22 protein-coding genes and 3 pseudogenes are annotated in these 26309 nt (G+C 67.3%); 14 read left to right on the top strand and 11 right to left on the bottom strand.

What is annotated here, in order from left to right; translation table 11 throughout:
• Positions 1–15: 15 nt before the first annotated feature.
• The 9 genes from BMX43_RS09585 (at position 16) to BMX43_RS09545 (ending at position 8249) form a co-directional block, all read left to right on the top strand.
• Complete coding sequence (locus BMX43_RS09585) at positions 16–759, top strand: MlaE family ABC transporter permease (protein ID WP_425431799.1); 744 nt, start codon at positions 16–18, stop codon at positions 757–759.
• Complete coding sequence (locus BMX43_RS09580) at positions 756–1502, top strand: ABC transporter ATP-binding protein (RefSeq protein ID WP_091300730.1); 747 nt, start codon at positions 756–758, stop codon at positions 1500–1502. Before BMX43_RS09585 ends, BMX43_RS09580 begins: the two co-directional genes overlap by 4 nt.
• Before the next feature lie 150 nt (positions 1503–1652).
• The gene (locus tag BMX43_RS09575) at positions 1653–2432 is read left to right on the top strand and encodes a hypothetical protein (RefSeq protein ID WP_091300728.1); all 780 of its coding nucleotides are present in this window, start codon (positions 1653–1655) and stop codon (positions 2430–2432) included.
• Between the two features lie 50 nt (positions 2433–2482).
• Positions 2483–2899, top strand: a complete 417-nt coding sequence (locus tag BMX43_RS09570) for a paraquat-inducible protein A (protein WP_091300726.1) — start codon at positions 2483–2485, stop codon at positions 2897–2899.
• The gene (locus BMX43_RS09565; protein ID WP_091300725.1) at positions 2896–3882 is read left to right on the top strand and encodes an LLM class flavin-dependent oxidoreductase; all 987 of its coding nucleotides are present in this window, start codon (positions 2896–2898) and stop codon (positions 3880–3882) included. The genes BMX43_RS09570 and BMX43_RS09565 overlap by 4 nt, the downstream gene beginning before the upstream one ends.
• Entirely contained in the window at positions 3882–5240 is a 1359-nt protein-coding gene (radA, locus tag BMX43_RS09560; protein ID WP_091300890.1) for a DNA repair protein RadA, read from the top strand. The genes BMX43_RS09565 and radA overlap by 1 nt, the downstream gene beginning before the upstream one ends.
• A 19-nt stretch (positions 5241–5259) precedes the next feature.
• Positions 5260–5847, top strand: a complete 588-nt coding sequence (locus BMX43_RS09555) for a CvpA family protein (RefSeq protein WP_091300722.1) — start codon at positions 5260–5262, stop codon at positions 5845–5847.
• An 87-nt stretch (positions 5848–5934) separates the two neighbouring features.
• Positions 5935–7410: an amidophosphoribosyltransferase gene (gene purF / locus BMX43_RS09550; RefSeq protein WP_091300720.1), complete on the top strand. Its 1476-nt coding sequence runs from the start codon at positions 5935–5937 to the stop codon at positions 7408–7410.
• Between the two features lie 179 nt (positions 7411–7589).
• Complete coding sequence (locus BMX43_RS09545; protein ID WP_091300718.1) at positions 7590–8249, top strand: SDR family oxidoreductase; 660 nt, start codon at positions 7590–7592, stop codon at positions 8247–8249.
• 73 nt (positions 8250–8322) lie between these two features.
• Here the strand turns inward: BMX43_RS09545 and BMX43_RS09540 are convergent, their stop codons facing one another.
• From BMX43_RS09540 to BMX43_RS09520, 5 genes are all read right to left on the bottom strand, one after another.
• A complete protein-coding gene (locus tag BMX43_RS09540; RefSeq protein WP_091300888.1) occupies positions 8323–9222 on the bottom strand; it encodes an NAD(P)-dependent oxidoreductase in 900 nt (299 codons plus the stop codon).
• Positions 9222–10655, bottom strand: a complete 1434-nt coding sequence (locus BMX43_RS09535) for an aldehyde dehydrogenase family protein (protein ID WP_091300715.1) — start codon at positions 10653–10655, stop codon at positions 9222–9224. Before BMX43_RS09535 ends, BMX43_RS09540 begins: the two co-directional genes overlap by 1 nt.
• Positions 10656–10659: 4 nt before the next feature.
• Positions 10660–12198: a trimethylamine methyltransferase family protein gene (locus BMX43_RS09530; RefSeq protein ID WP_091300714.1), complete on the bottom strand. Its 1539-nt coding sequence runs from the start codon at positions 12196–12198 to the stop codon at positions 10660–10662.
• A 175-nt stretch (positions 12199–12373) separates the two neighbouring features.
• Positions 12374–14830: a GcvT family protein gene (locus BMX43_RS09525; protein ID WP_091300712.1), complete on the bottom strand. Its 2457-nt coding sequence runs from the start codon at positions 14828–14830 to the stop codon at positions 12374–12376.
• 300 nt (positions 14831–15130) lie between these two features.
• Complete coding sequence (locus BMX43_RS09520) at positions 15131–17572, bottom strand: GcvT family protein (protein WP_091300710.1); 2442 nt, start codon at positions 17570–17572, stop codon at positions 15131–15133.
• A gap of 98 nt (positions 17573–17670) precedes the next feature.
• Here BMX43_RS09520 and BMX43_RS09515 point away from each other — a divergent pair, with 98 nt between their 5' ends.
• Entirely contained in the window at positions 17671–18522 is an 852-nt protein-coding gene (locus tag BMX43_RS09515; RefSeq protein WP_091300708.1) for a LysR family transcriptional regulator, read from the top strand.
• A 131-nt stretch (positions 18523–18653) separates the two neighbouring features.
• Here BMX43_RS09515 and BMX43_RS20185 read toward each other — a convergent pair whose 3' ends face one another.
• The 3 genes from BMX43_RS20185 to BMX43_RS20450 all read right to left on the bottom strand — a co-directional run bounded on the left by BMX43_RS20185 (position 18654) and on the right by BMX43_RS20450 (position 20196).
• The gene (locus tag BMX43_RS20185) at positions 18654–18860 is read right to left on the bottom strand and encodes a hypothetical protein (protein ID WP_245749430.1); all 207 of its coding nucleotides are present in this window, start codon (positions 18858–18860) and stop codon (positions 18654–18656) included.
• A gap of 96 nt (positions 18861–18956) precedes the next feature.
• Positions 18957–19595 carry an amidohydrolase family protein gene (locus tag BMX43_RS20455; protein ID WP_342711401.1) on the bottom strand — a complete coding sequence of 213 codons (639 nt, stop codon included), beginning with the start codon at positions 19593–19595 and terminating at the stop codon, positions 18957–18959.
• A complete protein-coding gene (locus BMX43_RS20450) occupies positions 19492–20196 on the bottom strand; it encodes an amidohydrolase family protein (RefSeq protein WP_342711385.1) in 705 nt (234 codons plus the stop codon). The genes BMX43_RS20455 and BMX43_RS20450 overlap by 104 nt, the downstream gene beginning before the upstream one ends.
• Before the next feature lie 32 nt (positions 20197–20228).
• On the opposite strand from BMX43_RS20450, the pseudogene BMX43_RS09500 reads away from it, so the two are divergent.
• The 3 pseudogenes from BMX43_RS09500 to hutU all read left to right on the top strand — a co-directional run.
• Positions 20229–20783, top strand: a pseudogene (locus BMX43_RS09500) (amidohydrolase family protein); the annotation flags it as partial.
• A gap of 4 nt (positions 20784–20787) precedes the next feature.
• Positions 20788–21977 (top strand): annotated as a pseudogene (locus BMX43_RS09495) (histidine ammonia-lyase); the annotation flags it as partial.
• Positions 21971–23272 (top strand): annotated as a pseudogene (gene hutU / locus BMX43_RS09490) (urocanate hydratase); the annotation flags it as partial. The pseudogenes BMX43_RS09495 and hutU, both read left to right, overlap by 7 nt.
• Before the next feature lie 78 nt (positions 23273–23350).
• Here the strand turns inward: hutU and BMX43_RS09485 are convergent.
• From BMX43_RS09485 to BMX43_RS09475, 3 genes are read right to left on the bottom strand one after another with little or no spacing between them, the layout of a single operon-like run.
• The gene (locus BMX43_RS09485; RefSeq protein WP_091300707.1) at positions 23351–23869 is read right to left on the bottom strand and encodes a gamma carbonic anhydrase family protein; all 519 of its coding nucleotides are present in this window, start codon (positions 23867–23869) and stop codon (positions 23351–23353) included.
• On the bottom strand, positions 23866–24501 hold the full coding sequence (gmk, locus tag BMX43_RS09480; protein WP_091300883.1) for a guanylate kinase: 636 nt from the start codon (positions 24499–24501) through the stop codon (positions 23866–23868). The genes BMX43_RS09485 and gmk overlap by 4 nt, the downstream gene beginning before the upstream one ends.
• 2 nt (positions 24502–24503) lie before the next feature.
• On the bottom strand, positions 24504–25400 hold the full coding sequence (locus BMX43_RS09475) for a YicC/YloC family endoribonuclease (protein ID WP_091300705.1): 897 nt from the start codon (positions 25398–25400) through the stop codon (positions 24504–24506).
• A gap of 211 nt (positions 25401–25611) precedes the next feature.
• On the opposite strand from BMX43_RS09475, the gene BMX43_RS09470 reads away from it, so the two are divergent.
• Entirely contained in the window at positions 25612–26307 is a 696-nt protein-coding gene (locus tag BMX43_RS09470) for a PAS domain-containing protein (protein ID WP_175482069.1), read from the top strand.
• The last annotated feature ends 2 nt before the right edge of the window (positions 26308–26309 follow it).

Raw genomic sequence — 26309 nt, 5'->3', positions numbered from 1 at the left:
GCGGCCATCGGTCGCATGACGCTGGGCTTTCTGGCGATGCTGGGCGAGATTGCGATCTTCGCCGGGCAGGTGATCAGCCATGTCTTCCGCCCGCCGTTCTACCCGCGCGAGTTTCTGCACGCGCTGATGCAGATCGGCTGGTTCTCGCTGCCCGTCGTCGGCTTGACCGCGCTGTTCACCGGCGGCGCGCTGGCGCTGCAGATCTATGCCGGCGGCGCGCGTTTCAGCGCCGAGGCGGTGGTGCCCGCCATCGTCGCCATCGGCATGGCGCGCGAGCTTGGGCCGGTGCTGGGCGGGCTGATGGTGGCCGCGCGCGTGGCCTCCTCCATCGCCGCCGAAATCGGCACAATGAAGGTGACGGAACAGATCGACGCGTTGGTCACCCTGTCCACCCACCCGCTGAAATACCTTGCCGTTCCCCGCGTCGTCGCCGCCACGCTGGCCGTGCCCGTGCTGGTGGCGGTGGGCGACAGCATCGGCATCATGGGCGGCTGGGCGGTGGGCGTGCACCGGCTGGGCTTCAACTCTGCCGCCTATATCAAGAACACCGTCGATTTTCTGGAAAGCTGGGATATCACCTCGGGCCTGCTGAAAGGGGCTGCCTTCGGTTTCCTCGTGGCGCTGATGGGCTGCTATCACGGCATGAATTCGGGCCGTGGCGCGCAGGGCGTGGGCAAGGCCACCAAATCGGCAGTGGTGTCTGCCTCTGTCCTGATCTTCGCCGCGAACTACCTGCTGACGGAGCTGTTCTTCTCATGATCGAGCTGCGCGGCGTCACCAAATCCTTCGGTCCGAACCATGTGCTGCGCGGGGTGGATCTGACGATCCCCAAAGGCAGCTCGATGGTGATCATCGGCGGCTCGGGCACCGGCAAATCGGTGTTGCTGAAATGTATCCTTGGCCTTGTGACGCCAGACAGCGGCACGATCACGCTGGAGGGTGCCGATGTGACCAAAGCCGACCGCGATGCCTTTCTCGCCCGCTTCGGGATGCTGTTTCAGGGCGGCGCATTGTTCGATTCGATGCGCGTGTGGGAAAACGTCGCCTTCCGCCTGCAACGCGGCGCGCAAAAGCGCCCCAAGGCCGAAGCGCGCGAAATCGCGCTGGAAAAGCTGCGCCGCGTCGGCCTTGGCCCGCAGGTGGCCGATCTCTATCCCGCCGAACTGTCGGGCGGCATGCAAAAGCGCGTCAGCCTCGCCCGCGCCATCGCCGCCGGGCCGGAAATCATCTTCTTCGACGAGCCGACCACCGGGCTCGACCCGATCATGTCGGGCGTCATCAACGACCTGATCCGCGAAATCGTGGTGGAAATGGGCGCCACCGCCATGACCATCACCCATGACATGTCTTCCGTGCGGGCGATTGCCGACAATGTGGCGATGATCCACGGCGGCAAGGTGCGCTGGACCGGGCCAGTGAGCGAGATGGACGCGACGCCCGACCCCTATGTGCAGCAATTCATCCATGGCCGCGCCGAAGGCCCCATCGAATCGCTGCGCTGAACTTTTCGGCACCGCGCCGCGCATTGTTTCCCGCCTCGCAACAACCCTGCAGCGCAGACCACCAGTCTGCGCCGTTCCGGCAATTGCGGCAAAATTATGTTGCCTTTTAACGATGCCGTAGGACAATGGAGGGGCGGTGCGGGGGTTATCATGTTTGAACGGCAGCATTTTCTTATCCGACAATTGCAATCTGTCGCGCAATCCGTGGCCTTTGTCATGGTCATCGGGCTGACCGGCTTTCTGTGTCTGACCTCGCTTCTGGCCGCCCTCGGGCAGACGCCTTGGCCCGATCTGACGCTGCGCTGGGGCGATATGCCGGTCGCCGATGCCGGAATGTGGGTGCAACTGGCGCTGACGGCGCTGATGCTGTGCATCTGCGTCTTCCTGCCCGCCAATGCCCGTATGGCCCGGCTGGAACGCACCCACCGCGCCTTCCAGATCAATATGGAGGATGTGAAGCGCGCCTACTCGCTGGCCCATGCCGCCGACCGGACCGGGGTGTTCAGCCTGTCGGGCGAGTTCGAGGCGATGCGCCAGCGGATGGAACTGCTGCGCAAACACCCCGATCTCAGCCAGATGGAGCCGGAACTGCTGGAGCTCGCCGCGCAGATGAGCTTTCAGTCACGCGATCTGGCCCGCGCCTATTCTGACGAAAAGGTGGGCCGCGCCCGCGCCTTCCTGACCGCGCGGCAGGCCGATGCCGATCTGCTGGCCGAACGGATCAAGCTGGCCCGGATGACCTGCGACGAACTGCGCCGCTGGCTGCAGGATGTGGAGGCCGAAGAGCGCCGCAACCACGACCAGATCCGCCGGCTGGAGGCCGATCTGCGCGAAATCCTGCCCGGCCTCGGCTATGATTTCGACGAACCGCGCGAACCGAATGTGGTTTCCCTGCCCAAGCCCGCAACCAAGGCCGACGGGCTGCATTAAGCCGCTTTTCCCGCATTGACCTTGCTGCAGGCGCACGGCACCAAGGGCCAATGTCGCGCGCCGCCAATCTTGCCCTGCTGATCCTGTTCCCCATCGCCTGGTTCGCGCCGCTGCTGCGCGCCGGGCTGCTGCCGCTGTTCGGCCTGTCGGAAATCTCGGTCATCTCCGGCCTGCAAGCGTTGTGGGGCACCGATGCGGTGCTGGCGCTGGTCGTCACCTTCTGCGCGATCTTCGCGCCGCTGCTGAAGGTGCTGGGCCGGGCGCTGCGCGATTTCGGCCTGCTGGCGCCCGAGGCGGAACCGGCGCTGCGCTGGATCGGCAAGCTGGCGATGGCCGATGTTTTCCTGATCGCGCTCTATATCGTGGTTGTGAAAGGCGTGGGCCTTGCCCATGTCGAGGTGGCATGGGGGATGTACCTTTTCACCGCCTGCATCCTCGCTTCCCTCTATCTGGGCCGTAACGCATGAAATTCCCTCCGCTGTCCCTGCTCGATCTCGTCCGCGTCACCGAGGCAGGCGGGCCGCGTCAGGCGTTGCTGAACGCCCGCGCCATTGCCGCCCATGCCGAAGGGCTTGGCTTCACCCGCTACTGGGTGGCCGAACATCACAACATGGTGGGCATCGGCTCGGCAGCCACGCCGGTGGTGCTGGCGCATGTGGCGGCGGGCACCACCACCATCCGCGTCGGCGCGGGCGGGGTGATGCTGCCCAACCACGCGCCGCTGATCGTTGCCGAACAGTTCGGCACGCTGGCGCAACTGCATCCGGGCCGCATCGACCTTGGCCTTGGCCGCGCCCCCGGCACCGATCAGGCCACCCTGCGCGCCCTGCGCCAACACCCCGCCGCATCCGACCGCTTTCCACAGGATGTGGTGGAACTGATGGGCTATTTCGCCGCCGAAGACGGCACCCCGCGCATCCGCGCCGTGCCCGCGCCGGGCACCGATGTGGCCTTCTGGATTCTCGGCTCGTCGCAATTCGGTGCGCTGCTGGCGGCGCAACTGGGCCTGCCCTATGGCTTTGCCGCGCATTTCGCCCCCGATTATCTGGACGAGGCGCTGCACCTTTACCGCGCCAACTTCCGCCCCTCGGCGGCGCTGCGCGAACCCCATGCTCTGGTCTGCGTCAACACCGTCTGCGCCGAAACCGAGGCTGAGGCCCGCCACCTGTTCACCACCGCCCAGCAAAGCTTCCTCGGCCTGATCCGCAACGCGCGGGGCTACAGCCTGCCCCCCGTCCCCGACATCGAGGCGCTGTGGACCCCACGCGAACGCAACCATGTCATGCACATGCTGGGCTGCCATGCGGTCGGCGACCCGGCGCAGGTGCGCGCGGCGCTGCAAGCCATCGTTACCCGCACGCAGGCCGACGAGGTGATGCTGGTCACCGACATCTATGATTTCGACGCCCGCGCCCGCTCGCTGGCCCTGACGATGGAAGCGTGGCGCTGATGGCAAAGGCCCCCAACACCTTCACCTGTTCCGCCTGCGGCGCGGCCTATCCGAAATGGGCGGGCAAATGCGAGGCTTGCGGTGCGTGGAATTCGATCATCGAAGAGGCGCCGCTGTCTGCCGGGCCCAAGGCGCTGAAATCCAAGGGCCGCACCATCCCGCTCAGCGATCTGGCCACCGAAGAGGCGCCGCCGCCCCGCGCCTCCTCGGGCATCGGCGAGCTGGACCGGGTGCTGGGCGGCGGTCTGGTCGCCGCCTCGGCCATTCTGGTGGGCGGCGATCCCGGCATCGGCAAATCGACACTTTTGCTGCAAGCCACGGCAAGTTTCGCCGCGAAGGGGCTGAAATGTATGTATATCTCGGGCGAAGAGGCCCCGGCGCAGGTGCGGATGCGCGCCCAACGCCTTGGCCTGTCGCAGGCGCCGGTGGCGCTGGGCGCCGAAACCTCGCTGCGCGACATCCTCACCACGCTGGACGCCGAACGCCCCGATCTGGTGGTGATCGACTCGATTCAAACCATGTGGCTGGATACGGTCGAGGCCGCCCCCGGCTCGGTCAGTCAGGTGCGCGCCGCCGCGCATGAGCTGGTGACCTTCGCCAAGCGCAAGGGCGTGGCGGTGGTGATCGTCGGCCATGTGACGAAAGAGGGCGCCATTGCCGGCCCCCGCGTGCTGGAACACATGGTCGATACCGTGCTCTATTTCGAAGGCGAACGCGGCCACCAGTTCCGCATCCTGCGCGCGGTGAAAAACCGCTTCGGCCCGGCAGACGAGATCGGCGTGTTCGAGATGACCGGCGACGGGCTGGCCGAGGTGCTCAACCCCTCTGCCCTGTTCCTGTCGGACCGCGAGGCCGCCACCCCCGGCTCTGCCGTCTTTGCCGGGATCGAAGGCACCCGCCCGGTGCTGACCGAGATTCAGGCGCTGGTCGCCCCCTCCAATCTTGGCACGCCGCGCCGCACGGTGGTCGGGCTGGATTCCGGTCGCCTCTCCACCATCCTCGCGGTGCTGGAGGCGCGTTGCGGCATCCCGTTCACCGGGCTGGATGTGTTCCTCAATGTCGCAGGTGGGATGCGGGTGTCCGAGCCCGCCGCCGATCTTGCCGTCGCCGCAGCCCTGCTCAGCGCGCGCGAAGATGTGGCAATTCCGCCCGACATGGTGCTTTTCGGTGAAATCTCCCTCTCTGGCGCACTGCGGCCCGTCGGTCAGACCGAAAACAGGTTGAAAGAGGCGGCGAAACTTGGTTTTTCACAGGCAACATTGCCTGCGCGGTCGAAAACCGGGCAGGCAGAAGGGATGCGCCTGCGCCAGATGGCCGATCTGACGGCCTTTGTCGGGGAAATGTTCGGGGCAGGATAAGCCCCGGGAGGGATTGGGTATGGAAGGTTTCACCATCATTGACGGCGTGGTGGCCGGTGTCATCGTGCTGTCGGCGATCCTCGCCTATTCGCGCGGACTGGTGCGCGAAAGCATGGCGATCCTTGGCTGGATTCTCGCCGCAGTCGCCGCCTATGCCTTTGCCGCACAGGCGCAGCCGCTGATCCGCGAATTGCCGGTCGTGGGCGATTTCATCGGCACCAGCTGCGAATTGTCGCTGATTGCCGCCTTCGCCGCCGTGTTCGCCATCTGTCTGGTGATTGCCGCCCTGTTCACCCCGCTGCTCTCCACCTGGGTCAACCAGTCGATCCTCGGCGGCCTCGATCAGGCGCTCGGCTTCCTGTTCGGCGTGGTGCGCGGCGTGGTGCTGGTGGCGGTGGCCTTCATCGTCTACGACCGCGCCGTCGCGGCCGATACCATCCCCATGGTGGACAATTCGCGCTCGGCCAAGGTGTTTGCAACCTTTCAGGGCAATCTGGACGAACAACTCCCGTCTGACGCGCCGGGCTGGATCGTGGCAAAATACGAAGGCCTCGTCGCCGTCTGCGCCGCCCCGGCCGAAAATGCTGCACCCGCAGCAAACAACTAAGCGCGAGGTGCCCTTCGGGGCGTGACACTCCGTCATCAAGCCATTACATGGGGGGCGAAAGCCCCCCTTCGGATTCGGAGTGAGCCTATGCGCGCCCAACTCGGCACCCCCTTTGACGCCTTCGACGATGGCGACAAGCTGAAGGAGGAATGCGGCGTCTTCGGCGTGATCGGCGTCGCCGATGCCGCCAATTTCGTCGCCCTCGGCCTGCACGCCCTGCAGCATCGCGGCCAAGAGGCTGGCGGCATCGTCAGCTATGACCCGGTGCAAGGGTTCAACTCGGCCCGTCGCTTCGGCTATGTGCGCGACAACTTCACCAAGGCCGACGTGATGTCCACCCTGCCGGGTGAACTGGCGATCGGCCATGTGCGCTATTCCACCGCCGGGTCGAAAGGCGCCACCGCCATCCGCGACGTGCAGCCGTTCTTTGGCGAGTTTTCCATGGGTGGCGCCGCCATCGCCCATAACGGCAACCTCACCAATGCCGCCGCCCTGCGCAAGGAACTGATCGAGCGCGGCTCGATCTTCCAGTCCTCGTCGGACAGCGAATGCATCATCCACCTGATGGCGCGCTCGATCCAGACCAATATCTCCGAACGCATCAAGGACGCGCTGCGCCGCGTCGAAGGCGCCTTCTCGGTGGTTGCGATGACGCGCACCAAGCTGATCGGCGTGCGCGATGCCCATGGCGTGCGCCCGCTGGTGCTGGGCCGCGTCGGCGACAGCGGCTGGGCGCTCAGCTCCGAAACCTGCGGGCTCGACATCATCGGCGCCGAATTCGTGCGCGAGATCGAGCCGGGCGAAATGGTGGTGATCGAAGGCAACAAGGTGCTCAGCACCCGCCCCTTCACCCCGGCACCCTCGCGCTTCTGCATCTTCGAACAGGTCTATTTCTCGCGCCCCGACAGCATCCTTGGCGGGCGCTCGGTCTATGAAACCCGCCGCCAGATCGGGGTGGAACTGGCCAAGGAAAGCCCGGTCGATGCCGATCTGGTCTGCCCGGTGCCCGACAGCGGCACCCCCGCCGCCATCGGCTTCAGCCAGGAATCCGGCATCCCCTATGCGATGGGCATCATCCGCAACCAGTATATGGGCCGCACCTTCATCGAGCCGACCGAAAGCATCCGCAACATGGGCGTGCGGCTGAAGCTGAACGTCAACCGCGCGCTGATCAAGGGCAAGCGGGTGATCCTGGTGGACGATTCGGTCGTGCGCGGCACCACCTCGCGCAAGATCAAGGACATGATCCTCGAAGCCGGCGCCGCCGAGGTCCACTTCCGCATCGCCTCGCCCCCCACCGCCTGGCCCTGCTTCTACGGGGTGGACACGCCAGAACGGTCGAAACTCCTCGCCGCGACGATGACCGAGGACGAGATGCGCGACTGGATCGGGGTGGACAGCCTGAAATTCATCTCGCTCGACGGGCTCTACCGCGCTGCGGGCGTCGAGGCGGGCCGCGACCCCAAGGCGCCGAAATTCTGCGATGCCTGCTTCTCGGGCGAATACCCGATCACCCCTTCGGACAAGATCGCCGAGGGTTTCGAGATGAAAGCCGCCGAATAAGGGGGCGCCGCCCCCTCGCGCCTGCGGCGCTCACCCCCGGAGTATTTCGGCCAGGATGAAGGGCAAAGGGTGCGACGCATCGCCTCCCTTGCCCTTTCAGCTTGGCTCAAATATCCCACGGGGGTCCGGGGGTGTGAAACCCCCGGCTTCACCGCCTGCCCCCGGCCAGAGGAAAATCCATGTCCCACCGCATCGCCCTTGTCACCGGCGCCTCGCGCGGCCTCGGTTCCGCCATGGCCGAAGAGCTTGCCAGCCGTGGCTGGCATGTCGTGGCGCTGGCCCGCACCGTGGGCGGGCTGGAAGAGCTGGACGACCGGGTGAAAGCCAAGCGCCAGCCCGGCGCGGGCGAGCTGACGCTGGCCCCGATGGACATCACCAATGACGACGCGATGGCGCATCTGTGCCGCTCGATTCATGACCGCTGGGGCAAGCTGGATCTCTGGGTCCACGCCGCGATCCACGCCGCCCCGCTGACCCCCGCGCCCTTCCTCGACAAGAAGGACTGGGACAAGTCGCTGTCGATCAACGCCCGCGCCACCGGCATCCTGATCCCGATGGTCGAGCCGCTGTTGCAGGCCGCAGACCAGGCCACCGCGCTGTTTCTGGACGATCCGCGCGGCGGCGAGATGTATTTCAGCGCTTATGGCGCCAGCAAGGCCGCGCAGATCGCGCTGGCGCGCAGCTGGCAGGCCGAAACCGGCAAGGTCGGCCCACGCGTCCTGATCGAAAACCCGGCGCCGATGCCGACCGCCACCCGCGCCCGCTTCTATCCGGGCGAGGATCGCACCCTGCTGGCCGACATCCGCGCCGAAGCAGCCCGGCTGGTCAACCTGATCTGACGCCAGCCCGCCCGGCGCACCTCCCTCTCCCCCCGGGGGAGAGGGTCGGGGTGAGGGGGCCTTGCGCCCCGCGCTATTCCAGCCGCGCCGGAAACCCCTCGGCCCGCAGATCGGTGTTCAGCAGATCTTCCAGCAGCTTCACGATCTGCGTCGATTGCGCCCCCCCGCCATAGGCCGCCTTGCCCTTCAGAAAGCTCTGCGCCGCCAGCGACGCCAGATCCAGCGGCACGCCGAATTCCTTTCCGAACCCCATGGCAAAGCCCAGATCCTTCAGCGCCAGATCCATGGTGAAACCGATGTCATAGCTGCCGTTCAGGATCAGCTGCCCCTCCGTCTCATGCACGAAACTGTTGCCGGAGGACGCGCGGATCGCCTGCCACGCCGTCGCCATGTCCAGCCCGCCGCGCTTGGCCAGCATCATCGCCTCGCCATCGGCCAGCAGATGGATGAAGGCCAGCATATTGGTGATCACCTTGATCACCGCCGCCGATCCCAGCGGCCCCATGTGGAAATGCCGCGCCCCGATCGCCTGCAACGCAGGCAGATGCGCCTCATACAGCGCCGCCTCGCCGCCCACCAGCACGGTGATCTCGCCCCGCGCCGCCAGATGTACCCCGCCGGTCACCGGCGCCTCCAGCATCTGCACCCCCTGTTCGGCGGCCAATTGCGCCAGCCGCAGCACATCGTCGCGCCCCAGGGTGGAGTTCTCGATCCAATGCGCCCCCGGCCCCATCACCGGCAGGATCTGCGCCAGCACCACCTCGCTGATCTGCGGCGAGGGCAGGCAGGTGAACACATGATCCACCTGCTCTGCCAGATCCGAGGCAGAGGCCGCAACCTTCGCCCCAAGCGCCCGGTGCCGTTCGGCCAGCGCAGGGTTGCGGTCATGCACCGTCACGTCGAACCCGGCCCGGATCAGGCTTGCCGCCAGATGCCCGCCCAGATTGCCCAGCCCGATATAGCCGTAGCGCATCATGCCTCTCCGTATCCGATCAACGCCTTGACTTCGCAGAAGTCATGGATGCCCCAATCGGCATATTCACGCCCGTTGCCCGATTGCTTGTAACCGCCGAACGGCGCGCAGGTATCCCAATCCGGGTAGTTCAGGTTCACCTGCCCGGCCCGCAGCCGCCGCCCCACTGCCCGCGCCGCGTCCAGCGGGCCCTGCACATAGGCGGCAAGCCCATAGACGGTATCATTCGCCATCGCCACCGCCGCATCCACCGTATCATAAGGCAGAATCGCCAGCACCGGGCCAAAGATTTCCTCGCGCGCGATGGTCATCTGCGGGGTCACATCGCCAAACACCGTCGGCTGCACGAACCAGCCCCGGTTCAGCCCGGCAGGCCGCCCCAGGCCGCCGCAAACCAGCGTGGCCCCCTCGTCGATCCCCTTCTGAATCATCCCCTGCACCTTGTCGAATTGCAGCTTGCTGACCAGCGGCCCCATGGTCGTGGCGGGATCGCAGGGATCGCCCACCACCACCGCCCCGGCGGCCGCGCGGGCAATCTCCAGCGCCTCGGCATGGCGGGCACGCGGCACGAACATCCGCGTCGGCGCGTCGCAGCTTTGCCCGGTATTGCCAAAACACCCTTCCACCCCGCCGGTCACCGCAGCCGCCAGATCGGCCCCCGGCAGAATGATATTCGCGGATTTCCCGCCCAGTTCCTGCGCCACCCGTTTCACCGTCGGCGCCGCTGCCGCCGCCACCGCCGTGCCCGCGCGGGTCGATCCGGTAAAGCTGACCATATCCACCTGCGGATGCGCCGACAGGCGGGCCCCCACCACCGGCCCGGTGCCGTTCACCAGATTGAACACGCCCGCAGGCACCCCCGCCGCATGGCAGACCTCGGCGAACAGCAGGCCCGACAGCGGCGCGATTTCCGACGGCTTCAACACCATGGTGCAACCGGCGATCAGCGCTGGCGCCACCTTGCAGGCGATCTGGTTCATCGGCCAGTTCCACGGCGTGATCAGCGCACAGACCCCGATCCCCTCATAAAGGATCCGGGTCGTGCCGCGCGCATACTCCCACACCATTTCCTCGGCGGATTGGATCGTGCTTTCAATATGCACCTGCCCCGCCCAGGCCTGCGCCCCCCGCGCCCATTCGATCGGCGCGCCCATCTCCAGCCGCATCGCCTGCGCGAAATCCTCATAGCGGTCGTTATAGACCTCAAGGAGGCGCTTCACCAAAGCGATCCGCTCCGCCACTGGCCAGGCGGTATAGCCGTCGAACGCGGCCCGCGCCGCCGCAACCGCCCGGTCGGCATCCGCCGCCGATCCCAGCGCCACCTCGGCCACGATCTCCTCGGTCGCCGGGTTTTCCACCCCCAGACGATCCGAACCGATCGGGTCCACCCAGGCGCCATTGATGTAGAATTTCAGCATGTTTGCAGGGATCATCGCCTCACCGGAACTGGATGTTGAACCGCGCACGGATCGCGCGGTCGATCTCGGGGTCAATCACCGAACGGGCTTTGGACAGAATCTCATTCTTGCGCGCAATCGCCCGGTCGAGCAACTGCGGCTTGCCCGCCTCGTTCCACTCTTTCGGGCTCATCCGGTTGCCCACCGCCGGATAGATATACTCCGTCTGCATCAGGCCCAGCGTCTGGCCCGACCCCAGATAATGCCCCGGCCCGCCCAGACAGACCTCCTTCATCGCCTCGATGCTGGTCGAATCCGGCGTCACGTCGATGCCGCGCACACAGCGCAACACCTGCCCCAGAATGTCGTCGCCCAGCACAAGGCTTTCCATGCAGAAGCCCAGCAGAGAGGCATGCATCCCCACCGCCTCGTAACACATGTTCAACCCGGAAAGCCCGGCCAGAACATTGGTGATCCCCTGCTCCCACCCCGCCTGCATGTCGGGCAGCTTGCTGTCGCTGATGCCGCTCGCCGCCCCGCCGGGCAGGCCGTAGAAGCGGTGCATCTGTGCACAGCCCGCCGTCAGCAAAGCCTGCTCGGCACTGCCCCCCGACATGGCACCAGTGCGCAGATCGGAAACGAAAGGCCAGGTGCCAAAGATCGCGGGCGCCCCCGGCTGGATGGCGTTGACATAGACCACCCCCGCCAGACATTCCGCCACCGCCTGCACGATGGCCAGCGCAATCGGCGCGGGCGCCGTGGCCCCCGCCTGCCCGGCGCTCAGCAACAGCACCGGCATGCCGCGCCGCACGCAATCCTCCATCACCCGGCAGGATTCCTCGGCAAACTTCATCGGCGGCACGACGAAACAATTGGAGTTGCTTACAAAGGGCCGCGCCCGCCAGGCCGCCTCGCCCCCCGCCACCACATGCAGCAGATCGAAACACCCCGCCACATGCGACGGGTCGCTGAAGGATGTGCCCACATGCTTCGCCGTGCCGGACAGGCAGGCATAAAGCGTGTTCACATCCATGTCGAAATTGTCCAGCACATCGCGGCAGACCATGGTGCGCTGATAGAAATGCACATTGTCCAGATGCTGCACCAGCCGCGCCGCATCATACAGATCCTGCGCCGTGCTGTCGCGGTAGTCCAGCGTCACCGGATCGACGATATGCACCGCCGCCCCCGCCGTGCCGAAATGCACATGGCTGCCCGTCAGATGCAGATCGAACTTCTCGTCCCGCGCAAACAGCGTCAGATCGCGCGCCGCCTTGGCCAGCATGTCCTCCACCAGCGCACGCGGAAACCGGATGCGCCCATCCGCCCCCAGCACCGCTCCCGCCCCGGTCAGGATCTCCACCCCTGACGGCGGCGCATTGGCCAGCCCGATCACCTCCAGCGCCTCCAGCGCGCTGGCATGGATCGTGGCCATCCCGGCTTCGGTCAAAGGCCGGTATTGCCCCCCCGGCAAGCCCGCCCGCACCGGGCGCAATCCTTCGGCCAAAGGCGCCGCCCGCTCCGCCACCCGCGCCGCCCGCCCGCCACTGCGCCGCCCGCGCTCACCACCCTCACCCATCCCGCCCTCCTGTTCATTTTCTGTTTCCAAATATCCTCGGGGGGCGGGCCGCAGGCCCGGCGGGGGGCAGACAGCCCCCCCGTCCACCGCCCCATCCCGCACCGCCCTCGCCGTTTCGCGCCCCCTCTCCCCGCGGGGGAGAGGGCCGGGGTGAGGGGGCGCCCCGCCGTCAGCGTCACCCCCGCACCCGCGCCGCCGTCGGGTCATACATCGGCACCAGCGACGCCACCGCCCGATGTCGCACCCCCGCCACCTCGATCTCGTAGCGCGACCCCAGCACCTCCTCCGCCGTCTCCCCGGCGCAGGGCACATAACCCATGCCCACCGCCCCGCCGAGGAAATGCCCGTAATTCCCGCTGGTCACCGGCCCGACGATCCGGCCATCGCGCACCACCGCCTCGTTGTGGAACAGCAGCGGTACCGGGTCCTCCAGCCGGAACTGCACCATCCGCCGCGCCAGCCCGGCCGCCTGCTTGCGCAGCACCGCCTTGCGCCCGATGAAATCGCCCTTGCCCAGCTTCACCGCAAAGCCCAGCCCGGCCTCCAGCACATGATCCTCGTCGGTGATGTCATGGCCCCAATGGCGATAGCCCTTCTCGATCCGGCAGGAATCCAGCGCGTGCAAGCCGCACAGCTTCAACCCCAGATCGGCGCCCGCCTCCTCCAGCGCCTCGAACACATGCGCCGCCTGATCGGTGCCGACATACAGCTCCCAGCCCAGCTCGCCGACATAGGTCACCCGATGCGCCCGGGCCAATCCCATGCCGACCTCGATCTCGCGCGCCGTACCGAACGGATGCGCGGTATTCGAGAAATCGTTCGGGCTGACCCGCGCCATCAGATCGCGCGCCTTCGGCCCCATGACGCACAGCACCGCCTCGCCCGCCGTCACATCGGTAATCACCGCGAAATCCTCGCCCAGATGCCGCCGCAACCAGGCCAGATCGCGCTGCACCGTCGCCCCCGGCACCACCAGCAGATAGGCCGTCTCGCTCAGCCGCGTCACCGTCAGATCGCTCTCGATCCCGCCCCGGTCATTGAGCATCTGGGTATAGACCACCCGCCCCGCCGCCACATCCATCTGCCCGGCGCAGACCCGGTTCAGAAAGCGGCAGGCGTCGCGCCCCTCCACCCGGATCTTGCCGAACGAGGTCATGTCGAACAGGCCGACGCCTTCCCGCACCGCCATATGCTCGGCCTTCTGGTTGTCGAACCAGTTCTGCCGCTGCCAGCTATAGCGATACTCCGCCGCTTGCCCCGGGCCTGCGAACCAGTTCGCCCGCTCCCACCCGGCCACCTCGCCGAACACCGCGCCGCGCGCCGCCAGATGCCCATGCAGCGGCGAGCGTCGCACCCCCCGCGCCGTCGCCATCTGCCGGTAAGGGAAGTGATCGGCATACAGCAGGCCCAAAGTCTCGCTCACCCGCTCTTTCAGATATTTGCGGTTCTTCTGGAACGGCTGGGCGCGGCGAATATCCACCTCCCACAGATCGAAGGGCGCCTCGCCCTCGGTGATCCAATGCGCCAGCGCCATGCCCGCCCCGCCCGACGACACGATCCCGACCGAGTTGAACCCCGCCGCGACCCAATAGCCCTCCAGCCCCGGCGCCGGGCCAAGGTAATAGCGGTCATCCGGGGTGAAACTCTCCGGCCCGTTGAAGAAGGTGTGAATCCCTGCCGTCTGGAACAGCGGCACCCGGTTCATCGCCGCCTCCAGAATCGGCGAGAAATGCTCCCAATCCTCGGGCAGCGTGTCGAACTCGAAATCCTCGCGGATGCCCCCCATGCCCCAGGGCTTGGCCTTGGGTTCAAACGCGCCGATCATCATCTTGCCCGCGTCCGATTTGTAATAGGCACATTCGTCCGGCACCCGCAGCACCGGCAGATGGCCCAGCCCCGCAATCGGCTCGGTGATCAGATAGAAATGCTCGCAGGCATGCAGCGGCACGGTGACACCCGATTGCGCCGCCAGATCGCGCCCCCACATGCCGCCGCAATTGATGACCACATCCGCCGCGATATGCCCAACCGCGCCACCGCTTTCCCAACTGACCCCGGTCACCCGCCGCCCGGCCGCGCCCGCCGCCTCGGTGACCCCGGTCACCTTCACCCCTTCGATCACCCGCGCCCCGCGCATCCGCGCGCCCTTGGCCAGCGCCATGGCGATATTGGCCGGGTCGCATTGCCCATCCAGCGGCAGATGCACCGCCCCCACCACGCCCTCGGTGTTCAGATGCGGATACATCGCCTTCACCTCGGCGGGCGACACCTCGTGCACATCCACGTCGAAGATCCGCGCCACCGTCGCCTGCCGCAGCAATTCCTCATGCCGCTCCGCCGTCAGCGCGACCGAGATGCTGCCCACCTGCCGCATCCCGGTTTCCACCCCGGTTTCAGCGGCCAGCTTCACATAAAGATCGGCGGAATATTTGGCGAGCCGCGTCATGTTGGCCGACCCGCGCAACTGCCCGATCAGCCCCGCCGCGTGCCATGTCGTGCCCGAGGTCAGCCGCTTGCGCTCCAGCAGCACGATATCCGTCCAGCCCGCCTTGGCCAGATGATAGGCCATCGAGCAGCCGGAAATCCCGCCGCCAATGATCACCGCGCGTGCGGTCTTGGGAATGTCGATCACGTTCTGTCCGTCCTTCTGTTCTCCCCCTCGCCAGCCCTCCCCCTGTCAGGGAAGCGCGCAGCGAGAGGACCATTCCGCCCCGGCCATCACCGGGCGCACCCCTGCCCGCAACAGGGACAGCGGCCATCCATTCCCCCCAGCCAACCTGCCGGGCCCTTCCCTCCCCTGCCAGGGGGAGGGAGAGGGAGGGGGTGCCCCCCGCATCAGCAGCCCCAACCGCCCCCAACCGGGCGCGCCTCCCTCTCCCCTCGGGGGAGAGGGCCGGGGTGAGGGGGCGCGCCACGCCCCGCGTGAAGGGCGCTACCCCCGCAGCCGCACATTCTGTGCGTCCCACAGCGGCCCCTCCGCCTGCACCACCGCCGCAACCCGTTCGCCGAAAATCTCCACCTCGACCTCGGTCCCCGGCACCGCCAGATCGGCGCGTAGCATCCCCAGCCCGATACAGGCGCCGACCCGATGCCCCCACGCGCCCGAGGTCAGCTCCCCCACGACCGTATCGCCCAGCCAAAGCGTTGACATGTAAGGCGGATCATAATCCCCCGCCGCGATCACCACGGTGACGAAGCGCTTGCCCACCCCCGCTGCCCGCTCGGCCTCCAGCGCTGCCTTGCCGCGAAACTCCGGCTTGGCCCAATCGACAAACCGCTCCAACCCGCCCTGCAACACCGTGTAATCGGTGGACAGATCGCCCTTCCACGCCCGATAGCCCTTTTCGATCCGCAAGGAATTCAGCGCGAACATGCCAAAGGGTTTCAACCCATGCGCCTGCCCCGCCGCCATCACCGCGTCGTAAACCCGCGCGGTATCGGCAATGCGGGAATGGATTTCCCAGCCCAGTTCCCCCGCGAAACTGACCCGCATCAGCACCACCTCGGCCCCGGCGATCCGCGCCGCCTGCCAGGTCAGCCAGGGCCGCGCCAGATCGGCCTCCGCCACCCCGGCCAGAATGGCGCGCGAGGCCGGCCCGGTAAGGATCTGCGTCGCCCACTCTTCCGTCTCGTCCACCAGCCCCAGACCGGGGTCCAGATGCCGCAGCAGCCATTCGCGGTCATGCGCCTGCGCCGTGGCGGCGGTGATCAGCCACAGATCCTCCTCGCCCAGCCGCGCCACCGACATCTCGGTGACGATCCGACCCTTGTCATCGGCGAAATAGGCCAGCCCCAGCCGCCCCACCCCCGGCACCTTGCCGGTGATCTGCCGCGCCAGCCAATCGGCCGCCCCCGGCCCGGTCAGGCGAAAGCGCGAAAACCCCGGCAGGTCCAATATCCCCGCCGCATCGCGCACCGCCGCACATTCCGCCGCCACCGCGCCGAACCACGCGCCCGCGCGCGCCCAGGTCTGCGTGCCCGCCTCCGACACATCATCGCCGGGCCGCGCATACCACAGCGCCCGCTCCCAGCCATTATAGGCGCCAAACTGCGCCCCCTGCGCCGCCACGGCGCCATGCACCGGCGACAGCTTCTTGCCCCGCCCCGCAGGCCAGGCGTGATGCGGGAAGTGGATGGCATATTCGTGCCCATAGACCTCCATCCCCTTCGCCACGCAGTATTCGCGGTCCTCGAACCCGGTAAACCGGCGCGGATCGCAAGACCACATGTCCCACTCCGTCGCGCCCTCGGTCACCCATTCCGCCAGAACCTTGCCCGCACCCCCGGCCTGACAGATGCCAAAGGTGAACACACAGGCCTCGAACGCATTGGGCACCCCCGGCATCGGCCCGATCAACGGGTTGCCGTCAGGCGTATAGGGGATCGGCCCGTTGATCACCTTGGTCAGCGCCGCCTGTTCCAGCAGCGGCACCCGCGCCATCGCATCGGCAATATGCCAGTCCAGCCGCTCCAGATCGTCGGGGAAAAGCTGAAAGCTGAAATCCTCGGGGAACGGATCATCCTTGGTCACCCAATGCGCCTTGCAGTTGCGCTCATAGGGGCCAAGGTTGAAGCCCATCTTCTCCTGCCGCAGATAGTAACTGCTATCCACATCGCGCAGCAGCGGCAGCTTGTGCCCCACCTCTTTCGACCAGGCCTCCAGCTCCGGGATCGTGTCGAACAGCATGTATTGGTGGCTCATCACCATCATCGGCAGATCGCGGCCAAACCACTTGCCCACCTCGCGGGCATAATAGCCCGCCGCATTCACCACGAATTCGCAGCGGATCTCGCCCTTCGGGGTGGCGATCACCCATTCCCCGCCCTCGCGCCGCACGCCGGTCGCCGGGCAGAACCGCTCGATCCGCGCCCCCATCCTCCGCGCGCCCTTGGCCAGCGCCTGCGTCAACTGCGCCGGATCAATGTCGCCGTCGTAAGGATCATACAGCGCCCCGGTCAGCCCCGCCGTCTGCACAAACGGATAGCGCCCCCGGATCTCCTCCGGCCCCAGAATCCCCAGATCCATGCCCTGAGAGCGCCCCATCCCGACCACGCGCTTGAACTCCAGCAACCGCTCGGCGGTATGGCCCAGCCGCACAGATCCGGTGACATGGTAATTCATCGGGTAATCGACCTCGGCCCCCAGCCGCCGATACAGATCCGCCGAATAGCGCTGCATGTTCATGATCGACCAGCTGGAGCTGAAGGTCGGCACATTGCCCGCCGCGTGCCAGGTGCTGCCCGCCGTCAGCTCGTTCTTCTCCAGCAGCACGCAATCCGTCCACCCGGCCTTCGCCAGATGATACAGCGCCGACACGCCCACCGCGCCGCCCCCGATGATGACAACCCGCGCCGTGCCCGGAAAATCCGCCATGATCCGCCCCCTGTTTGGCTGACTATCCGCCAGCCGGGCGCCGCTTTCAATTCGGCTTGCACCGCGTTATTGATCGGAAAACCCGATCAGAGGCCGCCATGCAGACCGAACTTCTCGACACGTTCCTCGACCTGACAGAGACCCGCAGCTTCAACCGCACCGCCGAACGCCTGGGCATCACCCAAAGCACCGTCTCGGCCCGCATCGCGGCACTGGAACAGGCGCTGGGCGCGCGGCTGTTCGATCGCTCACGCGCCGGCACCGATCTTACGATGGAGGGCAGCCGCTTCGCCACCCATGCCCGCGCCCTGCGCCATGAATGGAACGAGGCGAAGCGCCGCATCCAGGTGCCAGACCGCGCGGCGCATCTGATCCGGCTGGGCATCCAGAACGATCTGGCCGCCCAGCATATCGGCGAATGGGTCGCCGATTTCCGCCGCGCCCTGCCCGATACCGCCTTTTACATCGAGCCGGATTACTCCAACCAGATGTGCGCCGACCTGCTGACCGGCACGCAGGATTTCGCGGTGATGTTCTCGCCCAAACCCCATCCCGACCTGCATTTCGAAACCGTGGGCGAAGTGCCCTATCTGATGATCGCCTCGGATACCGACACCCTCGCCGACCTGCGCCCCGAAACCTTCATCTTCGCGCATTTTTCCCCGGCGTTCGAGGCGATGCACCGCGCCGTCACCCCCGATCTGGCCGGCGCCCCGATCTCGGTCGGGCAAAGCGCCACCGTGGCCTCGCTGCTCACCGCCATGGGCGGCGCGGGCTATGTGCTGGAAAAAACGGCAGAAACCATGATCGCCACAGGCACCTTACGCGCCGTCACCGATGCGCCTGTGCTGCGCCAGCCGGTCTATGCCGCGATGCACCTGCGCCACCGCGTCTCGCCGCTGCACCGCCGCCTCACCCGCATCGTGCGCCGCCGCCTCGCCGGAAAATGACCCACGCCCTTCATCCTGGCAAAAATACTCTGGGGGGGCCGCAGGCGGGGGGCAAAGCCCCCCTCTGCCCTCACCGCCTCACAATGCCGTCTGCATCCGGTAGCCCGGCCCATGCGCCAGCCGCACGAAGGTCACCGGCACCGCCCCTTCCCAGGTCGTCCGCTCGACAATGAACAACGCCGCCCCCGCGCCGCCCCCAGATGCGCCGCCACCGCCGCAGGCGGCTCGGCCATCGCCTCGGCCAACAGCCGATAGCCATAGCGCTGCCCCCGCACCGCGATCTCCAGCCGGGTCACCGGAATGTCCAGCGTCGCCTTGCGCACCGGATGCAGCGCCACGCGGGTGCCCGCCTTGCATCAAGGCCCCCGGCGCCCAAAGCCGCGTGCGGATGCGCTGCAACACCTCGGCCCGCACATCCTCCTAGCCTGAAATCGTCACAAAACCCCCGCCAGCCGCCGCATCACCGCCCGGTAGCGCGCCACGATGCCGTCGCGCGCCACATGCCGCCCGCCGCTTACCACAGGCCGCCCGGCAGACCAGACCGCCTGCACCATCCGGTCATCCCCGGCAAAGATCCAGGCATCCAGAATCCCGTCGCCCTGCCGCCCCTCCAGATCGACCGCCCCCATGTCCAGCGCCAGCAGATCGGCCCACATTCCCGGCGCCAACGCGCCACTGTCCCGCCCCGCCGCCTGCGCCCCACCCTGCGCTGCCGTTTCAAACAACACCCGCCCGGTCGAGGCCACCTCGGTCGCCAGCATCGCCCGCCCCCGGTCGCGCAGCCGCTGCGAATATTCCAGACTGCGCAATTCCTCGGCCTGCGCGATGCGCAGATTGCTGTCGGACCCCACGCCGAACCGACCGCCCGCCGCCTGCCAGCGCAGCGCGTCGAAAATCCCATCGCCCAGACTGGCCTCGGTGATCGGGCACAGCCCAGCCACCGCCCCGGTCGCCGCCAAGGCCTCGGTCTCATGCGGTTTCATCTGCGTCGCATGGATCAGACACCAGCGCCCGTCCACCGCCGCATTCTCCAGCAACCAATCCACCGGCCGCGCGCCATAGGCGGCCTGCACCTCCTCCACCTCGGCGACCTGTTCCGCCAGATGGATATGAAACGGCCCCGGCAATTCGGTCAACGCCGCCAACACCGCAGCGCCGCCCCGCTGGCCTCCCACAGCGCCAGAAACGGCTCCGGTGCATTGCCAAACCGCACCGCCCAGGCGACAGCGCCCGCCCGTCGCAGCCGCCCTGCTCATAGGCCACCGGCAGCAGCGTCAGCCCGATGCCGGTCTCCCCCGCCGCGGCCACGATCCGCTCCGCCATTTCCGCCAGCCGCGCATAGGTCACCCCGCCCGGCTGGTGATGCAGGTAATGAAACTCGCAGACCGAGGCATAGCCCGCCTCCAGCATTTCCATCTGCACGAAGGCGGCGATGGCCTGCCCATCTTCCGGCGTCAACTGATCCAGAAAGCGGAACATCATCTGCCGCCAGGTCCAGAACGTATCGCGGGGATGGCCCTTGCGCTCGGTCATCCCCGCCATGGCGCGCTGAAAGGCGTGCGAGTGCAGATTGTGCCCGGCGGGCAGCAGACAGCCCAGCCGCTCGCCCTCTGCCGCAACCCCCGGCGTGACGGCGGTGATCCGCCCCCCCCCCCGCCAGTTCCACCCGCACATCCCGCGCCCAACCGCCCGGCAGCAGCGCCGTCTCCGCCCAGATCGAACGGCTGTTTGCCGAGGCCCATGCCCTGCGCCTGCCGGTGAAGCTGCACGCCGAACAACTGTCCAACCTGCACGGCGCAGCTCTGGCCGCCCGCCACGGCGCCCTGTCCGCCGACCATCTGGAATATCTTGACGACGCGGGCGCCAGCGCGCTGGCCGAGGCTGCCACCGTCGCCGTCCTCCTGCCCGGCGCCTTTTATACCCTGCGCGAGGCGCAGCGCCCGCCGGTCGCCCTGCTGCGCGCCCATGGCGTGCGCATGGCGGTGGCCACCGATTGCAACCCCGGCACCGCGCCGATGACCTCGCTCTGCCTTGCGATGAACATGGCCTGCACCCTGTTCCACCTGACCCCGGCCGAGGCGCTGCTGGGCACCACCGCCCATGCCGCCGCCGCCCTTGGGCTGGCCGATTGCGGCACGCTCACCCTCGGCCACCGCGCCGATCTCGCCATCTGGGAAGCCCGCCATCCGGCAGAGCTGTCCTATCGCATCGGGGCCACGCCCCTCCACGCCCGCATCTGCGGAGGCCGCCTTGACGCCTGAGATCCTGACACCCGAAATTCTGGTTCCGGGCACCACCACGCACGCCCAACTCGAACACCTCTACCGGACCGAAGCCCCCGCAAGACTGGCACCCGAGGCCCGCGCGCGCGTCGAAGCCGCCGCCGCCCGCATTGCCGCCGCCGCCGCAGGCAGCGCCGCCGTTTACGGCGTGAACACCGGCTTCGGCAAATTGGCCAACATCAAGATCGCGCCAGAAGACACAGAAACCCTTCAGAAAACCTGATCCTCAGCTATTGCTGCGGCGTGGGCGATCCGATGCCGCGCAACGTGGCCCGGCTGATGATGGCGCTGAAACTGCTCTCGCTTGGCCGCGGCGCCTCTGGCGTGCGCTGGGACATCGTGGCGCTGCTTGAAGGGATGCTGGCGCAGGGTGTCACACCCGTGATCCCCGCCCAAGGCTCCGTCGGCGCCTCGGGCGACCTCGCCCCTCTGGCGCATATGGCCGCCGTGATGATCGGCGAAGCGCAGGCCGAACATGGCGGCCAGATCAAGACAGGCGCGCAAGCCATTGCGGATGCAGGTCTTTCCCAGATCACTCTCGGCCCGAAAGAGGGGCTGGCGCTGATCAACGGCACGCAGTTCTCCACCGCCTACGCGCTCGCCGGTCTGTTCGGCGCCTGGCGTGCGGCGCAAACCGCGCTCGTCACCTCGGCGCTGTCCACCGATGCCATCATGGGCTCCACCGCGCCCTTGCAACCCGAAATCCACACGCTGCGCGGCCATGCCGGGCAGATCGAGGCCGCAGCCTTCCTGCGCGCCCTGCTCGACGGGTCGGAAATCCGCGAAAGCCACCGCGAGGGCGATACCCGCGTGCAAGACCCCTATTGCATCCGCTGCCAGCCGCAGGTCACCGGCGCCGCAATGGACATCCTGCGCCAGGCCGCCCGCACGCTGGAAATCGAGGCGAATGCCGCCACCGACAACCCGCTCGTCCTGTCGAATGGCCGCATCGTCTCGGGCGGCAATTTCCATGCCGAACCCGTGGGCTTCGCCGCCGACATGATCGCGCTGGCCCTGGCCGAAATCGGCGCCATCGCCCAGCGCCGCGTGGCGCTGATGGTGGACCCGACGCTCAGCCACGACCTGCCGCCCTTCCTCACCCCCGAACCCGGCCTGAATTCCGGCCTGATGATCGCCGAAGTCACCACGGCGGCATTGATGAGCGAGAACAGATGACCGCCGGGTCGTGGATCTATATCGGCACGCAGGGCATCGTGCAGGGCACCTACGAGACCTTCGCCGAAGCAGGCCGCAGCCATTACGGCGGCAACCTCACCGGCCGCTGGATCCTGACCGGCTGGCTTGGCGGCATGGGCGGCGCGCAACCGCTCGCCGCCGTGATGGCCGGCGCCTGCTGCCTCGCCGTCGAGGTGGATGAAACCCGCATCGACTTCCGCCTGCGCACCCGCTACCTCGACGCCAAGGCCAAAACGCTGGACGAAGCCCTCGCCCTGATCGCCGAATGGACGGCGAAGGGAGAGGCGAAATCGGTGGGCCTGCTGGGCAATGCCGCCGAAATCTTCCCCGAACGCGTCGCCCGGATGAAACAGGGCGGCCCCCGCCCCGACATCGTCACCGACCAGACCTCCGCCCATGATCCGCTGCACGGCTACTGCCCGGCAGGGTGGACCGTCGGCGACTGGCGCGCCAGGCAGGAAACCGCCCCGAAAGAGGTGGAACACGCCGCCCGCACCAGCATGAAGACCCATGTCGCCGCCATGGTCGATTTCTGGAACGCCGGGGTCCCCACCCTCGATTACGGCAACAACATCCGGCAGGTCGCGCAGGACGAAGGGCTGGAAAACGCCTTCGCCTTCCCCGGCTTCGTGCCCACCTATATCCGCCCGCTGTTCTGCAAGGGCATCGGCCCGTTCCGCTGGTGCGCGCTGTCGGGCGATCCCGCCGACATCCACGCCACCGATGCCGCGATGAAACGCCTGTTCCCCGACAATGCCCACCTGCACCGCTGGCTCGACATGGCCGCCGACCGCATCGCCTTTCAGGGCCTGCCCGCCCGCATCTACTGGATCGGGCTGGGCGACCGCCACCGCGCGGGCCTGATGTTCAACGAGATGGTCGCCTCGGGCGAGCTGAAAGCCCCCATCGTCATCGGCCGCGACCACCTCGATTCCGGCTCCGTCGCCTCGCCCAACCGCGAAACCGAGGCGATGATGGACGGCTCGGATGCCGTCTCCGACTGGCCGCTGCTCAACGCGCTCCTCAACACCGCCAGCGGCGCCACCTGGGTCAGCCTGCATCACGGCGGCGGGGTCGGCACGGGGTTCAGCCAGCACAGCGGCATGGTCGTGGTGGCCGACGGCACCGCAGACGCCGCCCGCCGCCTGTCGAACGTGCTGTGGAACGATCCGGCCACCGGCGTGATGCGCCATGCCGATGCCGGGTATCCCATCGCGCTGCACCACGCGAAAGACTGCCAGTTGCGCCTGCCGGGGATTCTGGGCAACTGATCCCCTTTCATCCTGACAAAAATACTCTCAGGGGGTCCGGGGGGCAGACAGCCCCCCGTGCGCCGCTGGCAACCTGCCTCAGACCGCCCGCATCCCCGCCCGAAAGCGCAGCGCATTGGCGCGGTATCCTGCCGCCGATTTCAGCAGCCGCGCCACCGCCGCCTCGTCCAGTTCCCGCACCACCTTGCCGGGCGCCCCCATCACAAGGCTGAAATCCGGGATTTCCTTGCCTTCGGTGATCAACGCCCCCGCCCCGATCAGACAGCCCCGCCCGACCTTGGCACCATTCATCACCATGGCCCCCATCCCGATCAGCGACCCAGCCCCGATGGTGCAACCATGCAGCAGCGCCTTGTGGCCAATCGTGCAATCCGGCCCGATCGTCAGCGGATAGCCCATATCGGTATGCAGCACGCAGTTTTCCTGCACATTGCTGCCCGCCCCAACGCGGATTTCCTCGTTGTCGCCGCGCAATGTGGCGCCGAACCAGACGCTTGCCCCCGGCTCCAGCACGATCTTGCCGATCACATTGGCATCCGGCGCCACCCAGGCCTCTTCGGCAATCTCGGGCGCGTGCCCGTCCAGCGCATAGATCATCGCGTCTCGAACTCCCTGTTCAGCCCCCGCACGAACTCGCTCAACCCAGGCTGGCGGTCCCGCCGCATCCGCTCCGCGCGCAGGATCGTCACCAATTCCTCAAAGGCGCGATCCAGATCGTTGTTCACCAGAACATAGTCATATTCCGCCCAATGGCTGATCTCGTCACGGCTTTTCGCCATCCGCCCGGCAATCACTTCGTCGCTGTCCTGCGCCCGGCCGCGCAGCCGCCGGTCCAGTTCGGCAATCGAGGGCGGCAGAACGAAGATCGACACCACATCCCGCCCCAGCGCCGAATTGCGGATCTGCTGCCCGCCCTGCCAGTCGATGTCGAAAAGAACATCATTGCCCAGAGAAATCGCGCGCTCTACAGGTTCCCGAGGTGAACCGTATAAGTTTCCAAAAACCTCGGCATATTCCAACATCTCGCCTTTTTCGGCATAGTTCTCAAAGTCGGATCGTTCGAGAAAGTAATAGTCCTTGCCCTCAACTTCGCCAAGGCGGGGCTTGCGCGTAGTGGCGGAAACCGAAAAGCGAAGCGTCGGATCCCATTGCATAAGTTTTTTCGCCAGCGTCGATTTCCCCGCCCCCGAGGGCGAAGACAGGATAAGCAGCAACCCCTTGCGCGTCATCGTCATTCCACGTTCTGAACCTGTTCGCGCATCTGATCCATGACGGTCTTGAGGTCAAGGCCGATGCGGGTCAGCGCCAGATCCTGCGCCTTGGAGCACAGCGTATTCGCCTCGCGCATGAATTCCTGCATCAGGAAATCGAACTTGCGGCCCACTGGCCCCGCCTCGTCCAGCAGCGCGCGGGCCGCCTGCACATGGGCGGCCAGCCGGTCCAGCTCTTCCGTCACATCGGTTTTCACCGCCAGCAGCGCCAGTTCCTGCGCCAGCCGCGCAGGCTCCATCGCCTCGGCGCTGTCCAGCAACCGCGCCAATTGCCCGCGCAGCAGATCGGCCTGCGTGGCGCCGCGCGCCGCCACCGCCTGCCCCGCCGCGTCACACAGCGCCGCGATCCGGTCCAGTTGCGCCGCGATCACCGCCTGCAGGGCCGCGCCCTCGGCGGCGCGCATCGCGGTGAATTCGGCCAGCAACGCCGGCAGATCGGCCAGAATCGCCGCGCGCAGCGGCCCGGTATCCTCGTCCGCAGCGCCCTGCTCCACCACACCGCGAAAGCCCAGAACATCGGTCTGGCTGGCCTGCCGCAATGTCACGCCAGTCTCCATCGCCGCCGCCTCCACCGTGGCCAGCGCCCCCAGCACCGCCCGCAAGGCGCTGTGGTTGATGCGCAGCGCCTCGGGCGCCTCGCTGGCCTCGCGCGTCACCCGCAGCGTCAGGCTGACATTGCCGCGCGCCATCGCCCGCCCCAGTTCTGCCCGCAGCGCCACTTCCAGCCCGTCGATCCAGTCCGGCACCCGCAGCCGCAGATCCAGCCCCTTGCCATTGACCGACCGCAGATCCCAGGCCCAGCCGATCCCGGCGCCCTGCCCCTTGCGCGCAGCAAAGCCCGTCATGGAAACCGTCATGTGCAATCTCTCCAAATCTCGCCGCAGGGGATTCACCAATCCGTCAGATTCCCCACCCGGCCTGCCGAAATCCGTGTATCTTAATATTCAGGTAATCATTCCTGCCAGGTCAACGCGAGCCACTGCCGCGCCTCTGCCCCTGCTTCAGCATGGCGGATTGGCACAGGCAAGGCAACCGCGCCCGGCGGGCTTCGGGCGAAGGTCGGCGCGCATGGCGATCAATCTGTTTGGCAAGGGTGGTGGCAGCAAGGGCGGTGGCGGCGACGGCCCGGGCGCAATGCCGCCCGATTTCGCCCTGCACGCCATGATCGCCGAAGTGCGCGGTTATTGGGAGGGGCTGCGCCGTGGCCCGCACCTGCCCCCCCGCGAGGCGATTGATCCGCGCGGCATCCGCGGCGCGCTGCAAGGCGCCTTTCTGGTGGAACGCATCGCGCCCGGCATCGGGCGGTTGCGCATCGCGGGGATGAATTTCACCGATCTGATGGGCATGGATGCCCATGGCATGCCACTGACCGCGCTGTTCGATCCGATGGGCCGGGCGCGGCTGGGCACCTTGCTGGAACAGGTGTTCCAGCGCCCCGCCATCCTCGACATGCAGCTTGCCCCCGAAAGCGGCCTCGGGCGCCCGCCGCTGAAGGCGCGGATGATCCTGCTGCCGCTCGACGGCACGGGGGCGCGGGCCGAAACCGCGCTGGGCTGCCTTGCCTTGTCGGGCGATGTCGGGCGCTGCCCGCGCCGCTTGCAGATCCTCACCGCCCGCACCGAGCCTCTGTCGCCCGGATCCCCCGATCTGCGCAGCGCCGAAGCCCGGCTGACCGCCTTCGCCGAACCGAAAGCCGCCTTCGCGGTGAAGGAAAACGCCAAGACCAAGCCTTGGCTGCGCCTCGTCGATCTGGGCGGTCCATAGGC

The sequence above is a fragment of the Gemmobacter aquatilis genome, from assembly GCF_900110025.1.
Classification (GTDB): domain Bacteria; phylum Pseudomonadota; class Alphaproteobacteria; order Rhodobacterales; family Rhodobacteraceae; genus Gemmobacter; species Gemmobacter aquatilis.
This window is presented reverse-complemented; position numbering and strand designations above follow the sequence as displayed.